The sequence below is a fragment of the Bradyrhizobium roseum genome (assembly GCF_030413175.1).
Classification (GTDB): domain Bacteria; phylum Pseudomonadota; class Alphaproteobacteria; order Rhizobiales; family Xanthobacteraceae; genus Bradyrhizobium; species Bradyrhizobium roseum.
Genome location: NZ_CP129212.1, coordinates 4,627,380 through 4,644,350, shown reverse-complemented (window position 1 = coordinate 4,644,350; position 16,971 = coordinate 4,627,380). Strand labels below are relative to the sequence as shown.

The 16,971-nt window shown below is 61.3% G+C and carries 15 protein-coding genes and 3 pseudogenes; 8 read left to right on the top strand and 10 right to left on the bottom strand.

From position 1 onward, the window contains the following. Position 1 precedes the first annotated feature (1 nt). Positions 2 to 856: an amidohydrolase family protein gene (locus tag QUH67_RS22205; protein ID WP_300941235.1), complete on the top strand. Its 855-nt coding sequence runs from the start codon at positions 2 to 4 to the stop codon at positions 854 to 856. Next, complete coding sequence (locus QUH67_RS22200; RefSeq protein ID WP_300941234.1) at positions 850 to 1,293, top strand: RbsD/FucU family protein; 444 nt, start codon at positions 850 to 852, stop codon at positions 1,291 to 1,293. The genes QUH67_RS22205 and QUH67_RS22200 overlap by 7 nt, the downstream gene beginning before the upstream one ends. A gap of 83 nt (positions 1,294 to 1,376) precedes the next feature. Here the strand turns inward: QUH67_RS22200 and QUH67_RS22195 are convergent. Next, a pseudogene (locus QUH67_RS22195) lies at positions 1,377 to 2,307 on the bottom strand (hydantoinase/oxoprolinase N-terminal domain-containing protein); the annotation flags it as partial. A 282-nt stretch (positions 2,308 to 2,589) separates the two neighbouring features. After that, on the bottom strand, positions 2,590 to 3,969 hold the full coding sequence (locus tag QUH67_RS22190; RefSeq protein ID WP_300941232.1) for an aspartate aminotransferase family protein: 1,380 nt from the start codon (positions 3,967 to 3,969) through the stop codon (positions 2,590 to 2,592). A gap of 237 nt (positions 3,970 to 4,206) precedes the next feature. Here QUH67_RS22190 and QUH67_RS35005 point away from each other — a divergent pair. Then, positions 4,207 to 4,362: pseudogene (locus QUH67_RS35005) on the top strand (LysR family transcriptional regulator); the annotation flags it as partial. A 163-nt stretch (positions 4,363 to 4,525) separates the two neighbouring features. Further along, the gene (locus QUH67_RS22180) at positions 4,526 to 5,152 is read left to right on the top strand and encodes a LysR substrate-binding domain-containing protein (RefSeq protein ID WP_300941230.1); all 627 of its coding nucleotides are present in this window, start codon (positions 4,526 to 4,528) and stop codon (positions 5,150 to 5,152) included. A gap of 225 nt (positions 5,153 to 5,377) precedes the next feature. On the opposite strand, the gene QUH67_RS22175 is transcribed toward QUH67_RS22180, so the two are convergent. Next, the gene (locus tag QUH67_RS22175; RefSeq protein WP_300941228.1) at positions 5,378 to 5,731 is read right to left on the bottom strand and encodes an XRE family transcriptional regulator; all 354 of its coding nucleotides are present in this window, start codon (positions 5,729 to 5,731) and stop codon (positions 5,378 to 5,380) included. Positions 5,732 to 5,897: 166 nt separating this feature from the next. Between QUH67_RS22175 and QUH67_RS22170 the strand changes: the two genes are divergently transcribed. Both QUH67_RS22170 and QUH67_RS22165 read left to right on the top strand, forming a co-directional pair. Continuing rightward, entirely contained in the window at positions 5,898 to 6,680 is a 783-nt protein-coding gene (locus QUH67_RS22170; protein ID WP_300941227.1) for a hypothetical protein, read from the top strand. Next, positions 6,680 to 7,075: a nuclear transport factor 2 family protein gene (locus tag QUH67_RS22165; protein WP_300941226.1), complete on the top strand. Its 396-nt coding sequence runs from the start codon at positions 6,680 to 6,682 to the stop codon at positions 7,073 to 7,075. The genes QUH67_RS22170 and QUH67_RS22165 overlap by 1 nt, the downstream gene beginning before the upstream one ends. Here the strand turns inward: QUH67_RS22165 and QUH67_RS22160 are convergent. Next, positions 7,040 to 7,924, bottom strand: coding sequence for a hypothetical protein (locus QUH67_RS22160; protein WP_300941224.1), 885 nt, complete (start codon positions 7,922 to 7,924; stop codon positions 7,040 to 7,042). The genes QUH67_RS22165 and QUH67_RS22160 overlap by 36 nt on opposite strands. 632 nt (positions 7,925 to 8,556) lie before the next feature. Between QUH67_RS22160 and QUH67_RS22155 the strand changes: the two genes are divergently transcribed. Beyond that, entirely contained in the window at positions 8,557 to 9,516 is a 960-nt protein-coding gene (locus tag QUH67_RS22155; protein WP_300941223.1) for a fatty acid desaturase, read from the top strand. A gap of 191 nt (positions 9,517 to 9,707) precedes the next feature. On the opposite strand, the pseudogene QUH67_RS35000 reads toward QUH67_RS22155, so the two are convergent. Continuing rightward, positions 9,708 to 10,013 (bottom strand): annotated as a pseudogene (locus QUH67_RS35000) (ATP-binding protein); the annotation flags it as partial. A 489-nt stretch (positions 10,014 to 10,502) separates the two neighbouring features. Continuing rightward, positions 10,503 to 10,934: a hypothetical protein gene (locus QUH67_RS22145; protein WP_300941221.1), complete on the bottom strand. Its 432-nt coding sequence runs from the start codon at positions 10,932 to 10,934 to the stop codon at positions 10,503 to 10,505. A gap of 1,288 nt (positions 10,935 to 12,222) precedes the next feature. On the opposite strand from QUH67_RS22145, the gene dusA reads away from it, so the two are divergent. After that, on the top strand, positions 12,223 to 13,215 hold the full coding sequence (gene dusA, locus QUH67_RS22140; RefSeq protein ID WP_300941219.1) for a tRNA dihydrouridine(20/20a) synthase DusA: 993 nt from the start codon (positions 12,223 to 12,225) through the stop codon (positions 13,213 to 13,215). 110 nt (positions 13,216 to 13,325) lie between these two features. Here the strand turns inward: dusA and QUH67_RS22135 are convergent, their stop codons facing one another. The 4 genes from QUH67_RS22135 to QUH67_RS22120 form a co-directional block, all read right to left on the bottom strand. Continuing rightward, positions 13,326 to 13,880, bottom strand: a complete 555-nt coding sequence (locus tag QUH67_RS22135; protein WP_300941217.1) for a TIGR02281 family clan AA aspartic protease — start codon at positions 13,878 to 13,880, stop codon at positions 13,326 to 13,328. A 28-nt stretch (positions 13,881 to 13,908) separates the two neighbouring features. Further along, entirely contained in the window at positions 13,909 to 14,112 is a 204-nt protein-coding gene (locus QUH67_RS22130) for a DUF1289 domain-containing protein (RefSeq protein WP_300941214.1), read from the bottom strand. A 45-nt stretch (positions 14,113 to 14,157) separates the two neighbouring features. Beyond that, positions 14,158 to 15,762, bottom strand: coding sequence for a sensor histidine kinase (locus tag QUH67_RS22125; protein ID WP_300941212.1), 1,605 nt, complete (start codon positions 15,760 to 15,762; stop codon positions 14,158 to 14,160). 200 nt (positions 15,763 to 15,962) lie between these two features. Then, on the bottom strand, positions 15,963 to 16,835 hold the full coding sequence (locus tag QUH67_RS22120; protein ID WP_300941209.1) for an NAD(P)-dependent oxidoreductase: 873 nt from the start codon (positions 16,833 to 16,835) through the stop codon (positions 15,963 to 15,965). Positions 16,836 to 16,971 lie beyond the last annotated feature (136 nt).

The following is a 16,971-nucleotide window of genomic DNA, read 5'->3' as shown; positions in this document are numbered from 1 at the left end:
CATGACACCGCGGATCGACGCGCATCAACATTTCTGGCGCATCGCCCGCGGCGACTATTCGTGGCTGACGCCCGCGCTTGGCGCGATCTATCGCGACTTCAACCCCGAAGATCTGGCCCCGCATCTCGCCGCGCATGGAATTGCGGCCACCATCCTGGTGCAGGCTGCACCGACGCATGCCGAGACGGCCTTCCTGCTTGATCTTGCGGACAAGACCGCGTTCGTTGCCGGCGTGGTCGGCTGGACCGAGTTCGCCGCACCCGCCGCCGATGCGACGATCGCAAGACTGGCCGCCGATCCGCTGCTCGTCGGTCTGCGGCCGATGGTGCAGGACATGGATGACGATGACTGGCTTATGCGCGCGGAGCTTGCGCCCGCGTTCGACGCCATGGCCGCGCATCAACTGGTTTTCGACGCGCTGCTAAAACCCCGACATTTGCGACGGCTCATTGCCGTGCTCGAGCGGCACCCTCAGTTGCGTGTCGTTGTCGATCATGCGGCCAAGCCCGCGATTGGAAGTGGCGATGATTCGGCATGGCGGAGTGACGTCGCCGCCGTTGCGCAATTTTCGAACGTCGCCTGCAAACTCTCCGGCCTTGTCACCGAGGCGCCGTCCAACTGGACTGTCGACGATCTGCGACCCTATGTCGAACACCTCCTGATCTGTTTCGGCGCGGAGCGACTGATCTGGGGCAGCGACTGGCCGGTCGTCAATCTCGCCGCGGACTATCGCCGCTGGATCTCGACCGCCGAGCAATTGATGGCCGGACTCGACGTATCAGCGCAATCGCTTGTGTTCGGCGGCAACGCCATCGGTGTTTACTTGTCTGATCGCGGAAAGACCATCGCATGTTGAAGGGTATCGATCCGATCCTGACGCCAGACCTGCTCTGGCTGATGGCCTCGATGGGGCACGGCGACGATCTGGCTGTGGTCGATGCCAACCATCCGGCGGAGCGCATTGCTCGCGCGTCAGTCTCAGGCCGGCTGATCCGGCTGCCCGGCCTGCACCTGCCGCAGGTGATCGGCGCGATTCTCAGCGTCTTTCCGCTCGATGCATCGGAACCGGCTCCGGTCCGCGTCATGATCGATGCACGGGAGCCCGACAAGACGCCGGAGGTTCACGGCGCGGTGCTGCGGGAGATCAACCGTGGTTTGGACCAGCCCATAGCGTTCGGGGCAATCGAGCGCTTTGCATTCTATGACAGCGCGAAACGCAGCTTCGGTGTGGTGCAAGTCGGCGACAAGCGCAGTTTCGGCTGTTTCTTGATCCGGAAGGGCACGATCAACTAGCCGATCAGCCGGGCGGCGGTGTTGTGATGTTTCCGAGACGGATGCGCCGCCCGACGCTCGATCTACTGACGTCGCACGTCGGATCAACCCGGTGGCGTCGATCGGCGCGCCCCCCACATGGCGACCGAGCGCCGCTCGAATCCCTCGCGAAACTGGCCCGTGGATTCGGGAAGCAGCTTGCCGCTGCCCCAGTCGAGAATCACGGCGTGCTGGCGGATGACGTCGAAGGCATCGAGCTCGCCGCCGCGATAGCGCGCCGCCACGCTCTCCGGATCGAGCCGGGCGTTCGTGACGCGCTCGGCCCGGATGGTGGCACGCAGCGCGGCGGTTGCGGCCTCGTCGACCGCGTAGTCGCAGAGTTCGGCGTCGATGGTGGTGATCACCACGCCATAATCCTTGGCTGCGCGCGCGATCGAGACGTAGTCGTCCTTGACATCCTCGATCACAAGGTCGGGCTCGCGTTCGAGCGGATCGCCGAAGCCGCCGCCGCCGGCGGTCGGACGCGAGAACACGTCGCCTTCGCCGATCGGCACGTCGGAGAAGATCGAGCCGAGCCGCTCCTCGGCGGCGGCCCCGGCGCGCTTGAGTGTCAGGCCGTGGGGCATCGACGGCAGGCCGCCGTCGATGCCCCAGACCACGGCGCGTTCGCGGTCGCAGATATAGGAGATCACGGTCTTTTCGGCTTGCAGCATCCGCGAGGTCTTGGTGACCCCGGCGCCGCCGCGCCATCGCCCCCCCGGTTCGAGCACGACGCCGGCGGCATCCACGCGCTCGGGCACCGTCAGCCGGTCGCGCCGCGGCACATACGGCTTGACGACGTCCTTGTAGGTATCCCAGAGGTCTTCCTTGTTGGCGCGCCGGATCTCGATGACGTCGCGAAAGCCCTTGGTGGTCACCACGGCGGTGCGCGGCAGCCGGCGCGTGATCAGGGCGTTGGTCGCGACCGTGGTGCCGTGCGAGAACAGCGCGACCTGGGCAAGGTCGATTCCGGCCCTTGGACACCCCGCTCATGATCCCGTCGTACGATGCGACTTCCTCTCAAACGCGCGCTCGGCACAGGGACGTCGCGGCGGTTGGCGGATCACCGGAGCGGGATGATTTTTCTTCGAAGCGTCATCCCGCTCCATATCCTTGATTGAGCATGATCGTTTCGGAAAACCGGTACCGGCTTTTCCGGATCATGCTCCAGGGTATCGCCTGGGATTATGCGCAACTCGCCGGCGACGCGCTTGACGCTCAGCGCATGAAGCTTTGCGTCAGAGTGCACTGTCGCCTCGATTTCCGGCCGCCTCCCGATCAGGCGTCCGGCATGCCGGCGGAGACCCAGCCCGCGACATCCTCGAGCGTGGCGGCGAATCGCTTCAGCATTTCGTCGACTTGCGCCGTGGTGATGATCATCGGTGGGCAGAAGGCGATGCTGTCGCCGATGGCGCGAATGATCAGGCCGTGGTCATGCGCGCGCTCGAACACTCTCATGCCGACCTTGCCGACAGGGTCGAAGCGGGCCTTGGTCGCCTTGTCGGCGACCAGTTCGATCGCGGCGATCAGGCCCATGCCGCGGACCTCGCCGACCAGCGGATGATTGGCGAAGCGCGCCAGGCCTTCGCGCATATGGGCGCCGACTTCCGCGGCGTTGTTGACCAGTCCGCGCTCCTCGATGATCGCGAGGTTTTCCAGCGCTACCGCGGTGGCGACCGGATGGGCGCCCGTCGTGTAGCCGTGTCCAAAGGTGCCGAGCCGGTCCGACTGGTCGGCCATCGCCTGGTAGATGGTGTCGCTGATCAGGACGGCGGCGAGCGGCTGATAGGACGAGGTGATCTGCTTGGAGCAGACCAGGATGTCCGGCTTGATGCCAAGGCTTTCGCAGCCGAACATGGTGCCGAGCCGCCCGAAACCGTTGATGACTTCATCTGCGATCACCAGCACGTCGTACTTGCGGCAGACCTCCTGGATCCGCTTCCAATAGCCCCGCGGCGGCACGATCACGCCGCCGGCTCCCATCAGCGGCTCGCCGATGAAGGCGGCGACCGTGTCCGGTCCTTCGTCCAGAATCAGGGTCTCAAGCTCGGTCGCGAGCCGCTCGATGAAGGTGTCCTCGCTCTCGCCGGGCAACCCGTTGCGATAATAATGCGGGGCCGAGACATGCCGGGCGAACGGCAGCGGCAGATCGAAACCGCGCTGGTTGGCCTGCAGTCCGGTCAGGCTGCCGGCCGCGATGGTGATGCCATGATAGGCGTTCTGGCGCGAGATGAACTTCTTCTTCTCGGGGCGCCCGAGGGCATTGTTGTAATACCAGACGAACTTGATGGCGCTGTCGTTGGCTTCGCCGCCGGAATTGGTGAAGAAGACGTGCTTCAGTCCCTCCGGTGCGAGCGAGACGAGCTTCTCGGCCAGCAGCGTCGAAGGTTCATGCGTCTTGTGCGAGAAGATGTGATAATAAGGCAGCTTGGACATCTGCCGCGTGGCGGCGTCGACCAGGCGCTTCTCGCCGAACCCGACGCCGACGCTCCACAGGCCGGCGAGCCCCTCGATATATTCGCGTCCCTCGTCGTCGTAGACGTAGATGCCGGAGCCGCGGTCGATCACGATCGGCCCGACACGCTCATGACGCCGCATATTGGTCGCGGGATGGATCTGGTGGGCGATATCTTTGCTGTGCAGGGAGTTCGTGAGCATGGATGCCTTGTCTTTCCAAAGATGAGGAACGCCCGATTTCTATGGGGATATCGCCGGGAGTGACAGCGCCATCATGGAACGCGGGTCCGGCATGCTGCGCGCGCATCGCTCGGCGTGCGGCCGAACCGGCTGCGGTAGTTCCGGCTGAACTGGAAGCCATCGAATCCTTTTCTCCATGCGCCACGAAAACAGCGCTTGATTTGTTGCGTTGCGGCGAGCAATTGTAAAACTCGAAAAATGTTCGCTGATATCGGATTTACTTATGGCTCTGACTTCCGTCAGGTCCGCCACTTCATCGCCACCGCCGAAGCCGGACAGCTTTCGGCCGCGGCTGCATCTCTCAATGTGACGCAATCCGCCGTGACCGCGTCGATCAAGGCGCTTGAAGCCGAGCTCGGCAGGAAGCTGTTCGACCGGCATTCCAACGGCGTCACGCTCACTTTCGACGGACAGCAATTCCTGCAGCGCGCCCGCGTCATCGAGGCCAGCGTGTCCGATGCGATGCAGGGGCCGCATCGCTTGGGGAACCCAGGTCGACGGCACCGTCGACATCGCGGTGAGTTACACTGTCGCGGGCTATTTTCTGCCGCCGCTGCTGTCGCGATTCTGGCGGGCATTTCCGGGCATCACCGTGCGCCTGCACGAATACGCGCGCGATGCCATCGAATACAGCCTGATGAGCGGCAGCGTCGATGCCGCGGTGATGCTGGTCTCCAACCTGCACGACCGCCGTTCGATCCGCTCGCGCCTGCTGTTGCGCTCACCGCGCCGGCTGTGGGCCTGCGCCAACCATCCGCTGTTGCGCAAGGACACCGTGCGGCTGGCCGATCTTGCAAGCGAGCCGTTTCTGATGCTGACCGTCGACGAGGCGGAACGCTCGGCGATGCGCTACTGGCAGAGCACGCCGCACGTCCCCAACGTCATCTTCCGCACCATCTCGGTGGAGGCCGTCCGCAGCATGGTGGCGACCGGCATGGGCATCACCATCTTGTCCGACATGGTGTATCGGCCGTGGTCGCTCGAAGGGCATCGCATCGATCTGAAGACGCTGGACGACACCGTTCACACCATGGACGTCGGCCTCGCCTGGAAAAACAAGGCCAACTTGTCCCCCGCGGCCCGTGCCTTCTGCGAGTTCGTGGCGCTGGCCTATCCGGGACCGGAGCCGGTTCACTTCGATTGACCGATGTGGTGCGCCGTCCGCCGACAGGAGAACATCGCAAGTTTGCGCAATCGGCGGCGGCCATCTGTTTCTGTTGTTTTGTCGCTGGGGACGATCCTTTCGGAGGGTGAACACCGAGAGGCTGAGCTGCTGCCGGTTTGATGGACACCAAGATCGGGTGTTTCATACAGCCGGGGGTGGGTCATGCCGAGATGATCTGGCGAGAGATCATCTGGACGAAGGTGACTATTCCGGGTCGGCTGTCTTCAGAAGCTGCGCGACTTCCATCAATTTTCGGCGCAGACGCTCATCAGCAATGCCGAAGTAGAGTTCGAGGAGCTGACGCGACTCACGCTTCATAACGAGTTCACTCCAATCATCCGGTTCGGAGGTTTGCTTCGACCCGATGGGCGCGCGTTTCTTGCCTTCCAACTCGTCAAAGAACCATGTGATCGGGACGGCGAGTTCTCCGGCAATGCCGTAGAGTCTTGACGCGCTGATCCGTCGACATGAGTCGGCTTCTTCGAGGGCACCCTGCTCTTGGCGCCAGCCTTTCGGCGTGCGTGAGTTCGATTTCTTTTCGGAAAAGTCAGAAGGCATCACGCAACCGCGGTTGAATTCTTGCCAGGCACAATCAACTGGAAGGTTGGAAAATGGTATATCAACTAATGGGTGTAGCTACCAACTAGAATTATGTCATGCGGGTTACAAATGCACGGATTATCATGCCTCAACCACACGATGTGAGAATGGCAGAAAATAATCCATGAAAGAGCCTCTTCCGAAATCGGGGCGCCTACCCACTCAACTCAAGATCAAGTACGGGCCGGTAGGCCTGCTCGGGCGGTTTTTTCTGTGGGCCGATACCGCCGCAAGGGATCGTGGTGTAACGCTGTCTTTTGGTAGCCTTCAGGATCTCGCTGAGGCCAACAGAGGCAACTCTGATAGCTGGCGACCGCTTGTGCCGGTTTTTGACGAGGCTCTGGGCGGCGTTACGCCGGAGACAGCGTTTGTCCTGATCGGGCGGAACAAGCATGGGGAGGTCGTCACAACCCAGGCGGCGCGCATCTATGATTGGCCGACAACGTCTCTGAAGGACGAAGCAGCTTCCCTGCGAATGTTCTTTGCTGATCCCGATGCTGCATTCGCGCGAGGAGATCACTGCGAGATCACCACGCCGATTGCCGAGAAAATCAGCGGGCGTGTCGTCTTTTCCGGTGCCGTCTGGTATCGTCGCGATTTCAGAGGCAAGGACCTTGCATCCATCCAGTCTCGCATTTCGCGGGCATATGCCTTCACACGCTGGAATAGCGATTTCACGATTGGCATGATGGCCAATGCCGTCATCGCCGGCGGTCTGGCAGAGCGTGCCGGATACACGAAGATCGAGCATAGCTGCATCGAACTTGTAGCGTCGCCGCTTGGTGAGATGCGTTGCGGGCTGGGCTGGATGCAGTCTGACGAACTCCTCGCTGATATCGCAGCAGTCATGGACCGGTTGAATGTCCCTGTCATTGGGCCCCGCATTGCGGAGGACGCAAATCCCTGATGTTGCAAGGCGTGGCGATGTTAAATGGTCAAACCTTTCGTCCCGAGGATTCAGAAGGGCTTGTCAAAAGGCTGTTCGGTTGCATCGACGGCAAGGACTGGGCAGGGCTTTCCGGATTTCTCCACGACGAGGCGATCTACGAACGACCGGGTTATGAACCGTTCGTCGGAAAGCCGGCGATCCTGGACTTCTACCTGACGAAACGGATTATTTCGCTCGGCCAGCATCGTGTCGAGAAGGTGCTGAGCGACGGCGCAAACATCGCGTGCTGGGGCAGCTTTTCCGGCGTTGCCAAGAACGGGTGCAATCTCACCATGCGTTTTGCAGATGTCTACCGCATCAGGGAAGGGCGGATTGATCTACGCCGGACATTCTTCGATAGCCCGGCGATCTAGGGCGGCGGGTTGTTGCTTCCAGACGTCAACGACCGACGCGCCGAGCAGGCATGTTTCCCCGTTTGCCTTGCAGGTGAACGGCAAGATGAGACGCTGATAATGGCACTGAATGCTGTCGTTCCTGTCTGGCCGTCTGATCGTGGCGTTCACCTCGTCCAGGCGCGGCACCAGCGTCTCCTGGACGCGGCGGTAAATGCCTTGCACCCACTGGCCGTAATTGTAATCCGGTTGTTCTTCCATAGGCATGCCTCGCGCATTGTTCCGCCAGGTCTCGCCAAAAATCTCAAAGCCAGGTCCGACGTCGGTAATGGTCAGGCGGCCATCTACAGGCTCGACGAGCATGAATCGCCCACGAAGCGAATCGGGCAACATGTCGGCCAGCTTCGTTGAATCGTAAACCTGCTTGGAATCAATCCAATGGGCGAAAAGTGATTCAAGTGCTTTGCCCGCGCTGGCAAGCATTTCGAGCGGCAGCTCTCTGCCCGTGAACGCGCGAGACGGTTTCTGATGGTTCGCAGCAACCTGTTCGGCAAGGTAAGCGATCGTCTGTGCGAGGCTAGGAAAAAGCTTTTCGGCGAACCGGTCCGGTTGGGAAATGACGGCGCGCTCGATCCCCATATCCGCGATGCAGTACAGAGCTGCGGCAATGCTCGTCTGAGACGCTGTTTCGGCTCGAAACCGGATGCGCGCCGCATTGGGAGCGATTTTCGTGACAGCCACAAATCCCAGATTTTCGACGACGTAAGTCAGAAAATCGAAGTCAGGAAGTGAGCAGTGCAGAAAATTTCTTAAAGCTGGTGATCGCGCGTCCCATGCGCGGCCGTGATCATCCAGAATGATAGTTTGCATTGCGACCACCACCGTCAACCCGGGAGCAAAGTCGTCGATCCACCGCCCATTATTTGGCGAAGTTGCATCATCCTAGCCATACTCGCATGGCCAGACATCAAAATTCGATCAATGATCGGCTTCACGCTTCGGTGACAGCGTTCTTCCCGCGATTCCGCTATGCCTCAGCTGTCGCCCCCTCTGGCTGCGCGAAGCCGGCCTCGCGCATGTCTTCGTCGTGCAGGTCGATCAGATAGCCCGTGCGCACGCCCACTTTCGCGTGCACCGAGAGTTCCAAACGTGTGCAAATTCGTTCTGTTTGGAGTGCACACGTTCTTCTTTCTCCCATCGAGGGTGTAAGGTAAATCATTGGAATCGCAAGACTATCGCTTTTCCGTCGCACCATGATGGATTGGAGCGAGAGTTCAAGTTTTTCAATTGGTTAGAAGTCGGCGTGTACACGACGTGTGCAGCGGGAGATTAATAAACATCTTGTGGTGGCCAATGCAGTGACGCGAGGTCCGCAATCCCGGCCAACGTTTGCGAAATTGATTGCTTCTGAATTGCGGCGTCGCTCCCTAGGGTCGGCATGTGCTTGACGAATTTCAGAATCCGCACCTGCACGATCATCCCGAAAAGAGGCGACTACGATCATGAGCAACGCGATCACTGCCACCGGACAAAAGCCGCTGACTCCGGCTATGCTACGGGAGTTGTCCGTGCGGTCCGATTGGCAAGGTCTGGTCCGTGCGGCCAGCCACTACGGCGTCATCGTCGTTGTCGGCACGCTGATCTGGTTGATCTCGTCGCGATACGGAATCGTCTGGGCGTTGCCGCTGGTCGTCGTCCAAGGCTACTTTGTCGCGTTCCTGTTCATGGTGGTACACGAGACTGCCCACAAGACGGCGTTTCGCAGCCGCGCACTCAATCTCGCCTTCGGTCATCTCTCCTCGTTCGCAGTCGGCTTACCTTACGAATACTACTGCCTGTTCCACTGGGATCATCATCGCTATACGCAGGATCCAAAGAGGGATCCGGAGCTGCTGTCGGTTCCGATCCCGACCTCGGACGCACAACTGGTGATCGTCTACAGCGGCTTGCGGCAGGTTGCATTCCGGGCGTGGCTGATGCTTCGCCATGCGTTGACCGGCAACGCCACGTCGCCTTGGATTCCGGAAAACAAGCGCCACGTTGTCGTGAGGGAAGCGCGTCTCTATCTGGCCGGCTACGTTGCGCTGCTGCTGGCATCGGTCGCGCTGAATAGTTGGATCCTGTTGTGGGTCTGGGTCGTCCCCGTGATCGTCGGTCAATTGTTTCTGCGTCCGTATCTGCTTGCAGAACACACCGGCTGCGACCGCACGCGCAGCGCCTTCCAAAATACCCGCACCACCTATACCGCCATGTTCGTGCGCTGGTTTGCTTGGAACATGCCCTATCATGTCGAGCACCATGCCTATCCTTCTATTCCGTTTCATGCGCTGCCGAAGCTGAACCGGATCGTCGCCGATCAGATCGTATACCGGGGCCCGGGCTATATCGCAGTGACGCGGCAGACGTGGGCCTGGTTTCGCCGCGCACGCAACGGCATCGAAAGCCCGATCGGTTCTGATTGAATCGAGATCAGGCTTGATGACGGCCAGCAGGGTGTCGTTGCCGCAGCTACGATACGCCCTAGGTGTGGGCAATACGACGAATTGCCTGCCTTGATCACCATCGGAAACCGGCGCCGCTTGCGCGAAAACCGGGCAGCACGGCCTTGTCGATTTATTGCTTCAGGGTCTTCGATTTTAAGACGATCCTGTCGTCAAGGTCGATCATTCCGGTCGTCGGCATTTTTCTGGCGATGGCAATAGCGGGTCTTGCCGGTAACGGTGCCGCCGACCAGCACGGCGTTGCGTTGCTGGGGTATGAAGCCGCCGGCGAGGTCATTAACCAGCGTCTGGTTGATGGGTGTTCCCTCGAACTGGAAGTCCTCAAGGTCCTTGGTGAGCGGCAGCTTGGCGTAGGCGATGCACTTGTCCAACAGCCATGCGTTCAGTTCGTCGAGGCTTTTGAACCGCAGCCGTGGCGTGAAGAAGCGCTCCCGGACAAGCCCAACCTGGTTCTCGACGGCCGCAGCGCTGATCCGGGGGCGAACCGATGCCGGAATTGAGCGCGCGCGCAAGCTCGGCTAGAAATTCGGCCGCAGGGAGCGGCTTGATGAAGGCCAGAAGCGCAAGGTTGCGGAGCTGTACGCCAAGGGCACCATTCCCGAATTGGCCCGCGAATATGATTGCCACGTCGGGACAATTTGGGGGCTCTTCAACCTGCTGGCATCAAAGTGGCGGCGTAAGGCGCGTTAGGTCTCTTACAAGCAAGGTTTCCGAAAAATGTTCCAACGGATCGGCTGCCAGAGCGCAGGGCGGGCTCTTCTCTTGCCCCGCCAACAGATCTTGTAAGCAATCAAAAATGTTGTGAACTTTAGCACACTCATTAAAAGAATGTTGCCGGAACTCCTGCGGAAATCTCGCTGGAATACCAAGCGCGCCAACGCCGTAGGTTGCTTCGGCAAAAATCCGCCTTAGCGACGCAGCGCGCCTGGATCGCGGCTCGGCGTCAGCTATTGCACGCGTTCAAGCGTAATGAAGCTCCGGTTGCGCGGCTCGTATTGGAAGGCATAGATCCTAGCTTCTTGGCAGGTATCGCCGACGGCAGCCAGCCGATCGAGTTCCCTGCTTTGCGAGAACCTGCGGCCACTGGCGTCGGCATCGTATCTGACGCGGACCGTCGGCGACCTGTTTTCGTTCGATCTGTCATAGCGGTGCGAGATCTTCCATCGGTCGCCCGGCGCCAGGAAGCGGGTTTCCCAGCCGCCGTCGCCGACCTTGCGCGAATAGGTGATGTTGGCCTTGGTGTCGTTCCGCAAGCAAACAACCCCATAGTGTTTTTCGTTGGCGGCTTGAGCTGCCGAGGACCACAGCAGTGCGGCAGAAAGGCCGATTGCAACGGGAAATGAGGACTTGGTCATGACAAAATTCTCCTTGATCGCCATCGCCCTCGCGGTGGAGGGCGCGCAGGGAGGTTACGAAAGGGCGAGGCCGGATGTGCATGATCCACTTCACAATCTCTGAGAGAGGTGCCAGTATGCCGTGGGACACGTTGCCTATATCGGCCGAAATCACCAGCACGAGGCAGCACGGCGCAGCCTCAGTTGGTGGTCGATGGCTTCGCGGTTTCTATGGTGCTCGCGTGCATCGCGTTGACTGCCACCCACGCGTTCACGCCTCCTTGGTGTCCATCAACCGGCAGCAGCTCGAAGTGGCTTAGCTCGCAACCAACGTTGCCAAGAATTGCTCCATCGAAGGCTGTGCAGCAGTTTGCATTTTGTGCAAATCGTCGGGTTTGAGATTCGCATAGCGCCGTAGAATCCGCCAATCTTTACGTCGTAGCCCGTGGAATTGAGAATGGCGACGATCTTTCCGTCATTTCTTTGCGGGTCTTTGCTATCGCGGATAGTGACCATCCGCTTCTTCAGATCAACATCAGACCATTCTATCCGGCAGATCTCAGCCTGGCGCATTGCGAAGCGAATAATTCTGCCGAGCGGTATAAATTGTAAGGGATTACATTAGGCATATTCGATTAACCGATTCAGTTCGTCCTGAGTGGGACGGCGATCGCGCTCGTTAGATTTTCCCACGAGGTCGAGGTGTCTAAGCGCAGCTCGGGCCAACTGAACGCTCTCGATAGAAACGTCGATGCCGTGGACCGCCGCAGCGTGCGTCAGGATGGTTGGTATGAAAGAGAAATCAATCGCGAGAGTTGCTGGTCCCGCGCCTTGTGCAACTCGCTTCCTTCCAAACTCGATCAGTTTCTCGCGAGTGATATCTTTGAGATTCACGCGCCCGAGAGAAGTCTTGAGCGATCTAAGGACCATCGATTTTGAGCGCCGAACCGGCTTGCCAACTTGAGCAAGATCGTCGAGATGTAGAGCGATTAAGTCGGAGACAATGCGCGGCTGTTCCTGAGATTTGGAGCGCCGGATCGGGATACCCTGATCGATTGAGCGCTCGACAGCGAGTGCCCATTCCTCAGCGTCACGTCGTCGGACGAAGGTGTTCGCGACGTACTCACTTTTCCTCCTGACCTGAACGCGCCACCTACCAGACTATAGCCTCGTGAAGGTCGGCATGGCGTGTGCACTCCGTTTCTAATTCGTGTGCGCTACGTGTGCATCGGGAGATCAAATGAGTTACAAACGTGTGCAATTTGGACCAGTTTGAGTGCACACGTGTGCACCGTGTTCGCGTTCTAGTCCGTTAAAAATATAGGACAACTAGTTGAAATATCAGGACTATCTATTTTCTGTGGCGCCTATGATGGATTGGACCGACCGGCATTGCCGGGTGTTCCACCGTCTGATGTCCAGGCGCGCGCGGCTTTACACGGAGATGCTGACGACCGGCGCTGTTATTCATGGCGACCGCAGACGGCTGCTTGGCTTCGATGCAAGCGAGCATCCGGTGGCGCTGCAGCTCGGCGGCTCGGACCCGGGCGATCTCGCGGCCGCTGCGACGATCGGCGAGGATTTTGGCTATGACGAAATCAATCTCAATGTCGGCTGTCCGTCCGATCGCGTAAAGGACGGCCGCTTCGGCGCCTGCCTGATGGCGGAGCCGGCGCTGGTGGCGGAGGGCGTGGCCGCGATGAAGCGTGCGGTGACGATTCCGGTCACGGTCAAATGCCGGATCGGGATCGACGACCAGGATCCGGAAGTCGCTCTCGACGTGCTGGCGCGCAGCGTGATCGCAGCCGGTGCGGACGCGCTGATCGTGCACGCGCGCAAGGCGTGGCTGAATGGTTTGTCGCCGAAGGAAAACCGCGACATCCCGCCGCTCGATTACGACAGGGTCTACCGGCTCAAGGCCGCGCTGCCGGACGTCCCCGTTATCATCAATGGCGGCATCGCCGGCGTTGCGGAGGCGAAGCGGCATCTGGACCATGTCGACGGCGTGATGCTGGGGCGGGTGGCCTATCAGGAGCCGTGGCGACTGCTCGACGTCGATCCGGAACTGTTCGGCGAGGCGGCGCCCCACAACACGATGAAGGACGTGTTCGCGGCGATGGTGCCCTATATCGAGGAGCAATTGGCGCGGGGGACAAAACTGCATTCGATGACGCGGCATTTTGTCGGCGCGTTCCACGGTGTGCCCGGCGCCCGCGCCTTCCGCCGCCATCTGGCGGAGAACGGCGTCAGGCCGGGCGCCGGCATCGACGTGCTGCGCGACGCCATCGCGCAGGTCGAGGATCGCAGGGCGCTGGTCGCGGCGTGAGGATCATCCCCGGGCCCGGAAGCCCGCGGCGAGAGGGCCGCGGGCCGTGGCCCATCCTACTTTGCATGGGGTTGTTTTCGATGTTTTGTGTTCGGACCGACTGATCCGGGCTAGTTGGCTGCCGAGCGGGAGCGCCTGTTGTTGGTGGCGACCTCGGGATAGCCGTGCAGCATCACCTTGTCGGCCCGCACGCCCCAGCTTTCCAGCCGGTCCAGAAAGCTCATGCCGAGCAGGTTGGTCTTCATCTGGCCGCGCGGCACCACCAGCGCCGGGACCGACTTCTCGACCAGGCCGCCGACCGCGAGGCGGTCGAGCGTCAGCCGCGCCGCCTTGGTATGGCCGCCGGCGGTTTCGACGTCGACATTGTATTCGAGCATCTCGATCGGCAGGCCGATCGCCTTCGCCGTCTCCCAGGTCAGGACCACCGAGGTCGCGCCGGTATCGATCACCATCGGCGCCTTGACGCCGTTGATCTTGGCATGCAGCGCGAACTCGCCGGCCTTGCCGCGCGCGATCTGCACGGCAGGCGGCGGCGCGGGGCTGTGTTGCCGCAGCATTTTAGTGACCGAGTTGCCGGCGCGTGCGATCTGGTCGGGATCGCCATAGGCGACGACGGCGCCGGCGGTGGCGGCGAGCATGGCTACCACGAGCAGGAGGCGGATCACAGCGCACCTCCGCAGTCGCGTTCGGACATCAACCGCGTTCGGCGCGCGGCGGCATCGGTGCGAGGCCGGCTTCCACCATGCGCGCGGCAAGCCCTTCCATGACGGCCAGCCGCTCCGTCGTTTCCATGCGATGCCAGCGCGCGATCTCCGGCAGCGTCCGTCCGCAGCCGAAGCAGAGTTTGGTCCTGGGGTCCATCATACAGACTGCGATACACGGCGTTTCTTTGCTCATCGATCGATAGTGAAACGGTTTTCATCGTTGGTGCAAGCGCTTCGGTCACAACCCGGTTCCTGCACTCATGATCGGCTTGTTACGCGCCCGGCGCTTCTCGTCGGCGGCCGCGGAAGCGGTCTGCTCCGGCTGCAAAGGCGGGGCGTTCTCGGCCAGCGGGGCCAGCGCGCTCATCACGCGTTCCGGCGGGAAGGTGACGATCACCTCGGTGCCGATACGCAGCTTCGATTTCAGCGTGAAGGTGCCGCCATGCATGTCGATCAGGCTCTTGGCGATCGGCAGGCCGAGCCCGGCACCCTGTTCGGCCGATTTGATCGAGTTGGAGCCCTGGCCGAACGAGGCCAGCACGATCGGGATTTCATCCTCGGCGATGCCCGAGCCGTTGTCCTTGACGCTCAGATACTGCCCGCCGGATGCGGTCCAGCCCACCTTGAGCCAGATCTCGCCGCCTTGCGGGGTGAACTTGATCGAGTTGGATATCAGATTGAGCACGACCTGGCGGGTGGCGCGTTCGTCGCCCCAGATCCGGGGCATGCCCTTCTCGAACACTTCGTGGATGGTGATGCCGCGGTTGGTGGCGCGTAGCTTGAGCAGGTGGTGGCAGTCGGACACGACGTGCACCAGCGACACCGCTTCCTCGTTCAGTTCGTAGCGGCCGGCCTCGATCCGCGACAGATCGAGAATCTCGTTGATGAGATTGAGCAGGTGAACGCCCGAATTGTGGATGTCGGCGGAGTATTCCTTGTACACAGGCACGGCGTGCGGGCCGAAAATCTCGCTCTTCATCACTTCGGAAAAGCCGAGGATGGCGTTCAGCGGCGTTCGCAGTTCATGGCTCATCTGCGCCAGGAAGCGCGACTTGGCGACGTTGGCGGATTCGGCGCGGTGCCGCGCCTCGTCCGAGATCGCCTTGGCCTGTTCGAGCTCGCCGATCAGCGCATCTTTTTCGGCGCGGGCTTCCAGCGTCGCCAGCGTGGTCGAATGGAGCTGGTGGGCGAGCAGGGCGAAATAGGCTTCGGCGGCGACCGCCAGCAGCGCCAGCGCGTAATTGTCGAAGGTGCCGCCCATGACGAAATTGAGCGCGATTGCCGCCGTCACCGGCGCGGTCGCAGCCATCGCCGCGATCGGCAGCGTCGCGGCCAGCATGCTCGACACCGCGATCACCAGCAGCATCAGGAACATCATCATGGTGTTCGAGACGGTGTCGATGCCGGCCGGATGCAGCAGGATCGCCGTCCAGCTCAGGCCGTAGAGCAGGTCGAGCAGCACGAAGCGGGTTTGCCATTTGCGCGTGGCGGCGAGCGTGGGCTGCTCGCGGAGGAAGCGCAGGCAATTGCGAATGATCGCGGCATGGATGCAGAGCATGCCGACGGTCCACACCGTGGCCGGCACGGCGGCCTTCCAGAGGCCGAACAGGACGCCGGTCGAAACCACCAGCAGCATCACGACGAAGGAGGCCGATACCCGGGTCTGGGCGTATTGCCGGAGCAACTCGGTATCGAAAGCCGGGCGGGTGCCGCTCGAAGACGTTAACCGGTCCCGCGCCTCGCGTACCCGCTGCGCCGCCACGCGCCGGGTGTTGGCCGGCTGCGCGGCCGGCGCCTCTGCCGGAAGCTGGACAACTTCAGGCTTTTCTGCGGGGTTACTCATCGAACAACACAAATCCTGCCCGCGAACCGCACGGGCTTTTGCATTGTCTATCTCTGCCGGTAAATCATTAAGCGATGACTTAAAGAGCTAAAAATTTTCGTTAACCGGAAGTTAAAATTAACCTGTCGGGCAGGCGGAACCCCGCTTCTGACTGGAAAAGAAGCGGGGCGGGCGCTGCGATCTTAACCGGCTTTTTTAACTCACCGCTCCAGCCGGGCCATCAGGCTCGACGTGTCCCAGCGCTTGCCGCCCATCTTCTCGACTTCGGCGTAGAACTGGTCGACCAGTGCGGTCACCGGCAAATTGGCGCCGTTGCGGCGGGCTTCGGCGATGCAGATCGAGAGGTCCTTGCGCATCCATTCAACCGCGAAGCCGAAATCGAACTTGCCGTCGTTCATCGTCTTGTAGCGGTTCTCCATCTGCCAGGACTGCGCCGCACCCTTGGAGATGGTCTCGACCACCGCCGAAATGTCGAGCCCCGCCTTCTTGGCGAAATGCAGGCCCTCGGACAGACCCTGGACGAGGCCCGCGATGCAGATCTGGTTGACCATCTTGGTGAGCTGGCCGCTGCCTGCGGGCCCGAGCAGCTTGCACATCCGCGCGTAAGAGCCGGCGATGATCGGCTCGGCCGCGGCATAGACGTCTTCCTTGCCGCCGCACATCACCGTCAGCACGCCGTTTTCCGCACCGGCCTGTCCGCCGGACACCGGCGCGTCGATGAACTTGAAGCCGGCCTTGGTGGCGGCGGCGTCGAGCTCGCGGGCCACTTCGGCGGAGGCGGTGGTGTGGTCGACGAAGGTGGCGCCCTTCTTCATGCCGGCAAAGGCGCCGTCGGGGCCGATCGTAACCGCGCGCAGGTCGTTGTCGTTGCCGACGCAGCACATCACGAAATCCTGCCCTTCGGCGGCGGCCTTCGGCGTCGCGGCGGTCTTGCCGCCGAACTTGTCCGCCCATTCCTTGGCCTTGGCGCCGGTCCGGTTATAGACGGTGACTTCGTGGCCGCCCTTTTTCACCAGATGTCCCGCCATCGGGAAACCCATGACGCCGAGACCGAGAAAAGCGACTTTAGCCATGTGCGATTACCTTGGAGTTTTGCCGGCGACATCGGGCGGGCCGGACGGGTGTTCTTGAGGAAGGCCGCACCATACAAGCTGCGCAGGGCAGGGCAACGCCTTCGTTTGGCGGGCGGGGCTGGATTTGTGCTAGAAT

Excerpts from the sequence above, each read along its gene's own strand:
- QUH67_RS22205 (WP_300941235.1), top strand. The coding sequence starts at position 2 with ATGACACCGCGGATCGACGCGCATCAACATTTCTGGCGCATCGCCCGC.
- QUH67_RS22200 (WP_300941234.1), top strand. The coding sequence starts at position 850 with ATGTTGAAGGGTATCGATCCGATCCTGACGCCAGACCTGCTCTGGCTG.
- QUH67_RS22190 (WP_300941232.1), bottom strand. The coding sequence starts at position 3,969 with ATGCTCACGAACTCCCTGCACAGCAAAGATATCGCCCACCAGATCCAT.
- QUH67_RS22175 (WP_300941228.1), bottom strand. The coding sequence starts at position 5,731 with ATGCCTTCTGACTTTTCCGAAAAGAAATCGAACTCACGCACGCCGAAA.
- QUH67_RS22170 (WP_300941227.1), top strand. The coding sequence starts at position 5,898 with ATGAAAGAGCCTCTTCCGAAATCGGGGCGCCTACCCACTCAACTCAAG.
- QUH67_RS22165 (WP_300941226.1), top strand. The coding sequence starts at position 6,680 with ATGTTGCAAGGCGTGGCGATGTTAAATGGTCAAACCTTTCGTCCCGAG.
- QUH67_RS22160 (WP_300941224.1), bottom strand. The coding sequence starts at position 7,924 with ATGCAAACTATCATTCTGGATGATCACGGCCGCGCATGGGACGCGCGA.
- QUH67_RS22155 (WP_300941223.1), top strand. The coding sequence starts at position 8,557 with ATGAGCAACGCGATCACTGCCACCGGACAAAAGCCGCTGACTCCGGCT.
- QUH67_RS22145 (WP_300941221.1), bottom strand. The coding sequence starts at position 10,934 with ATGGCGATCAAGGAGAATTTTGTCATGACCAAGTCCTCATTTCCCGTT.
- QUH67_RS22130 (WP_300941214.1), bottom strand. The coding sequence starts at position 14,112 with ATGAGCAAAGAAACGCCGTGTATCGCAGTCTGTATGATGGACCCCAGG.
- QUH67_RS22125 (WP_300941212.1), bottom strand. The coding sequence starts at position 15,762 with ATGAGTAACCCCGCAGAAAAGCCTGAAGTTGTCCAGCTTCCGGCAGAG.
- QUH67_RS22120 (WP_300941209.1), bottom strand. The coding sequence starts at position 16,835 with ATGGCTAAAGTCGCTTTTCTCGGTCTCGGCGTCATGGGTTTCCCGATG.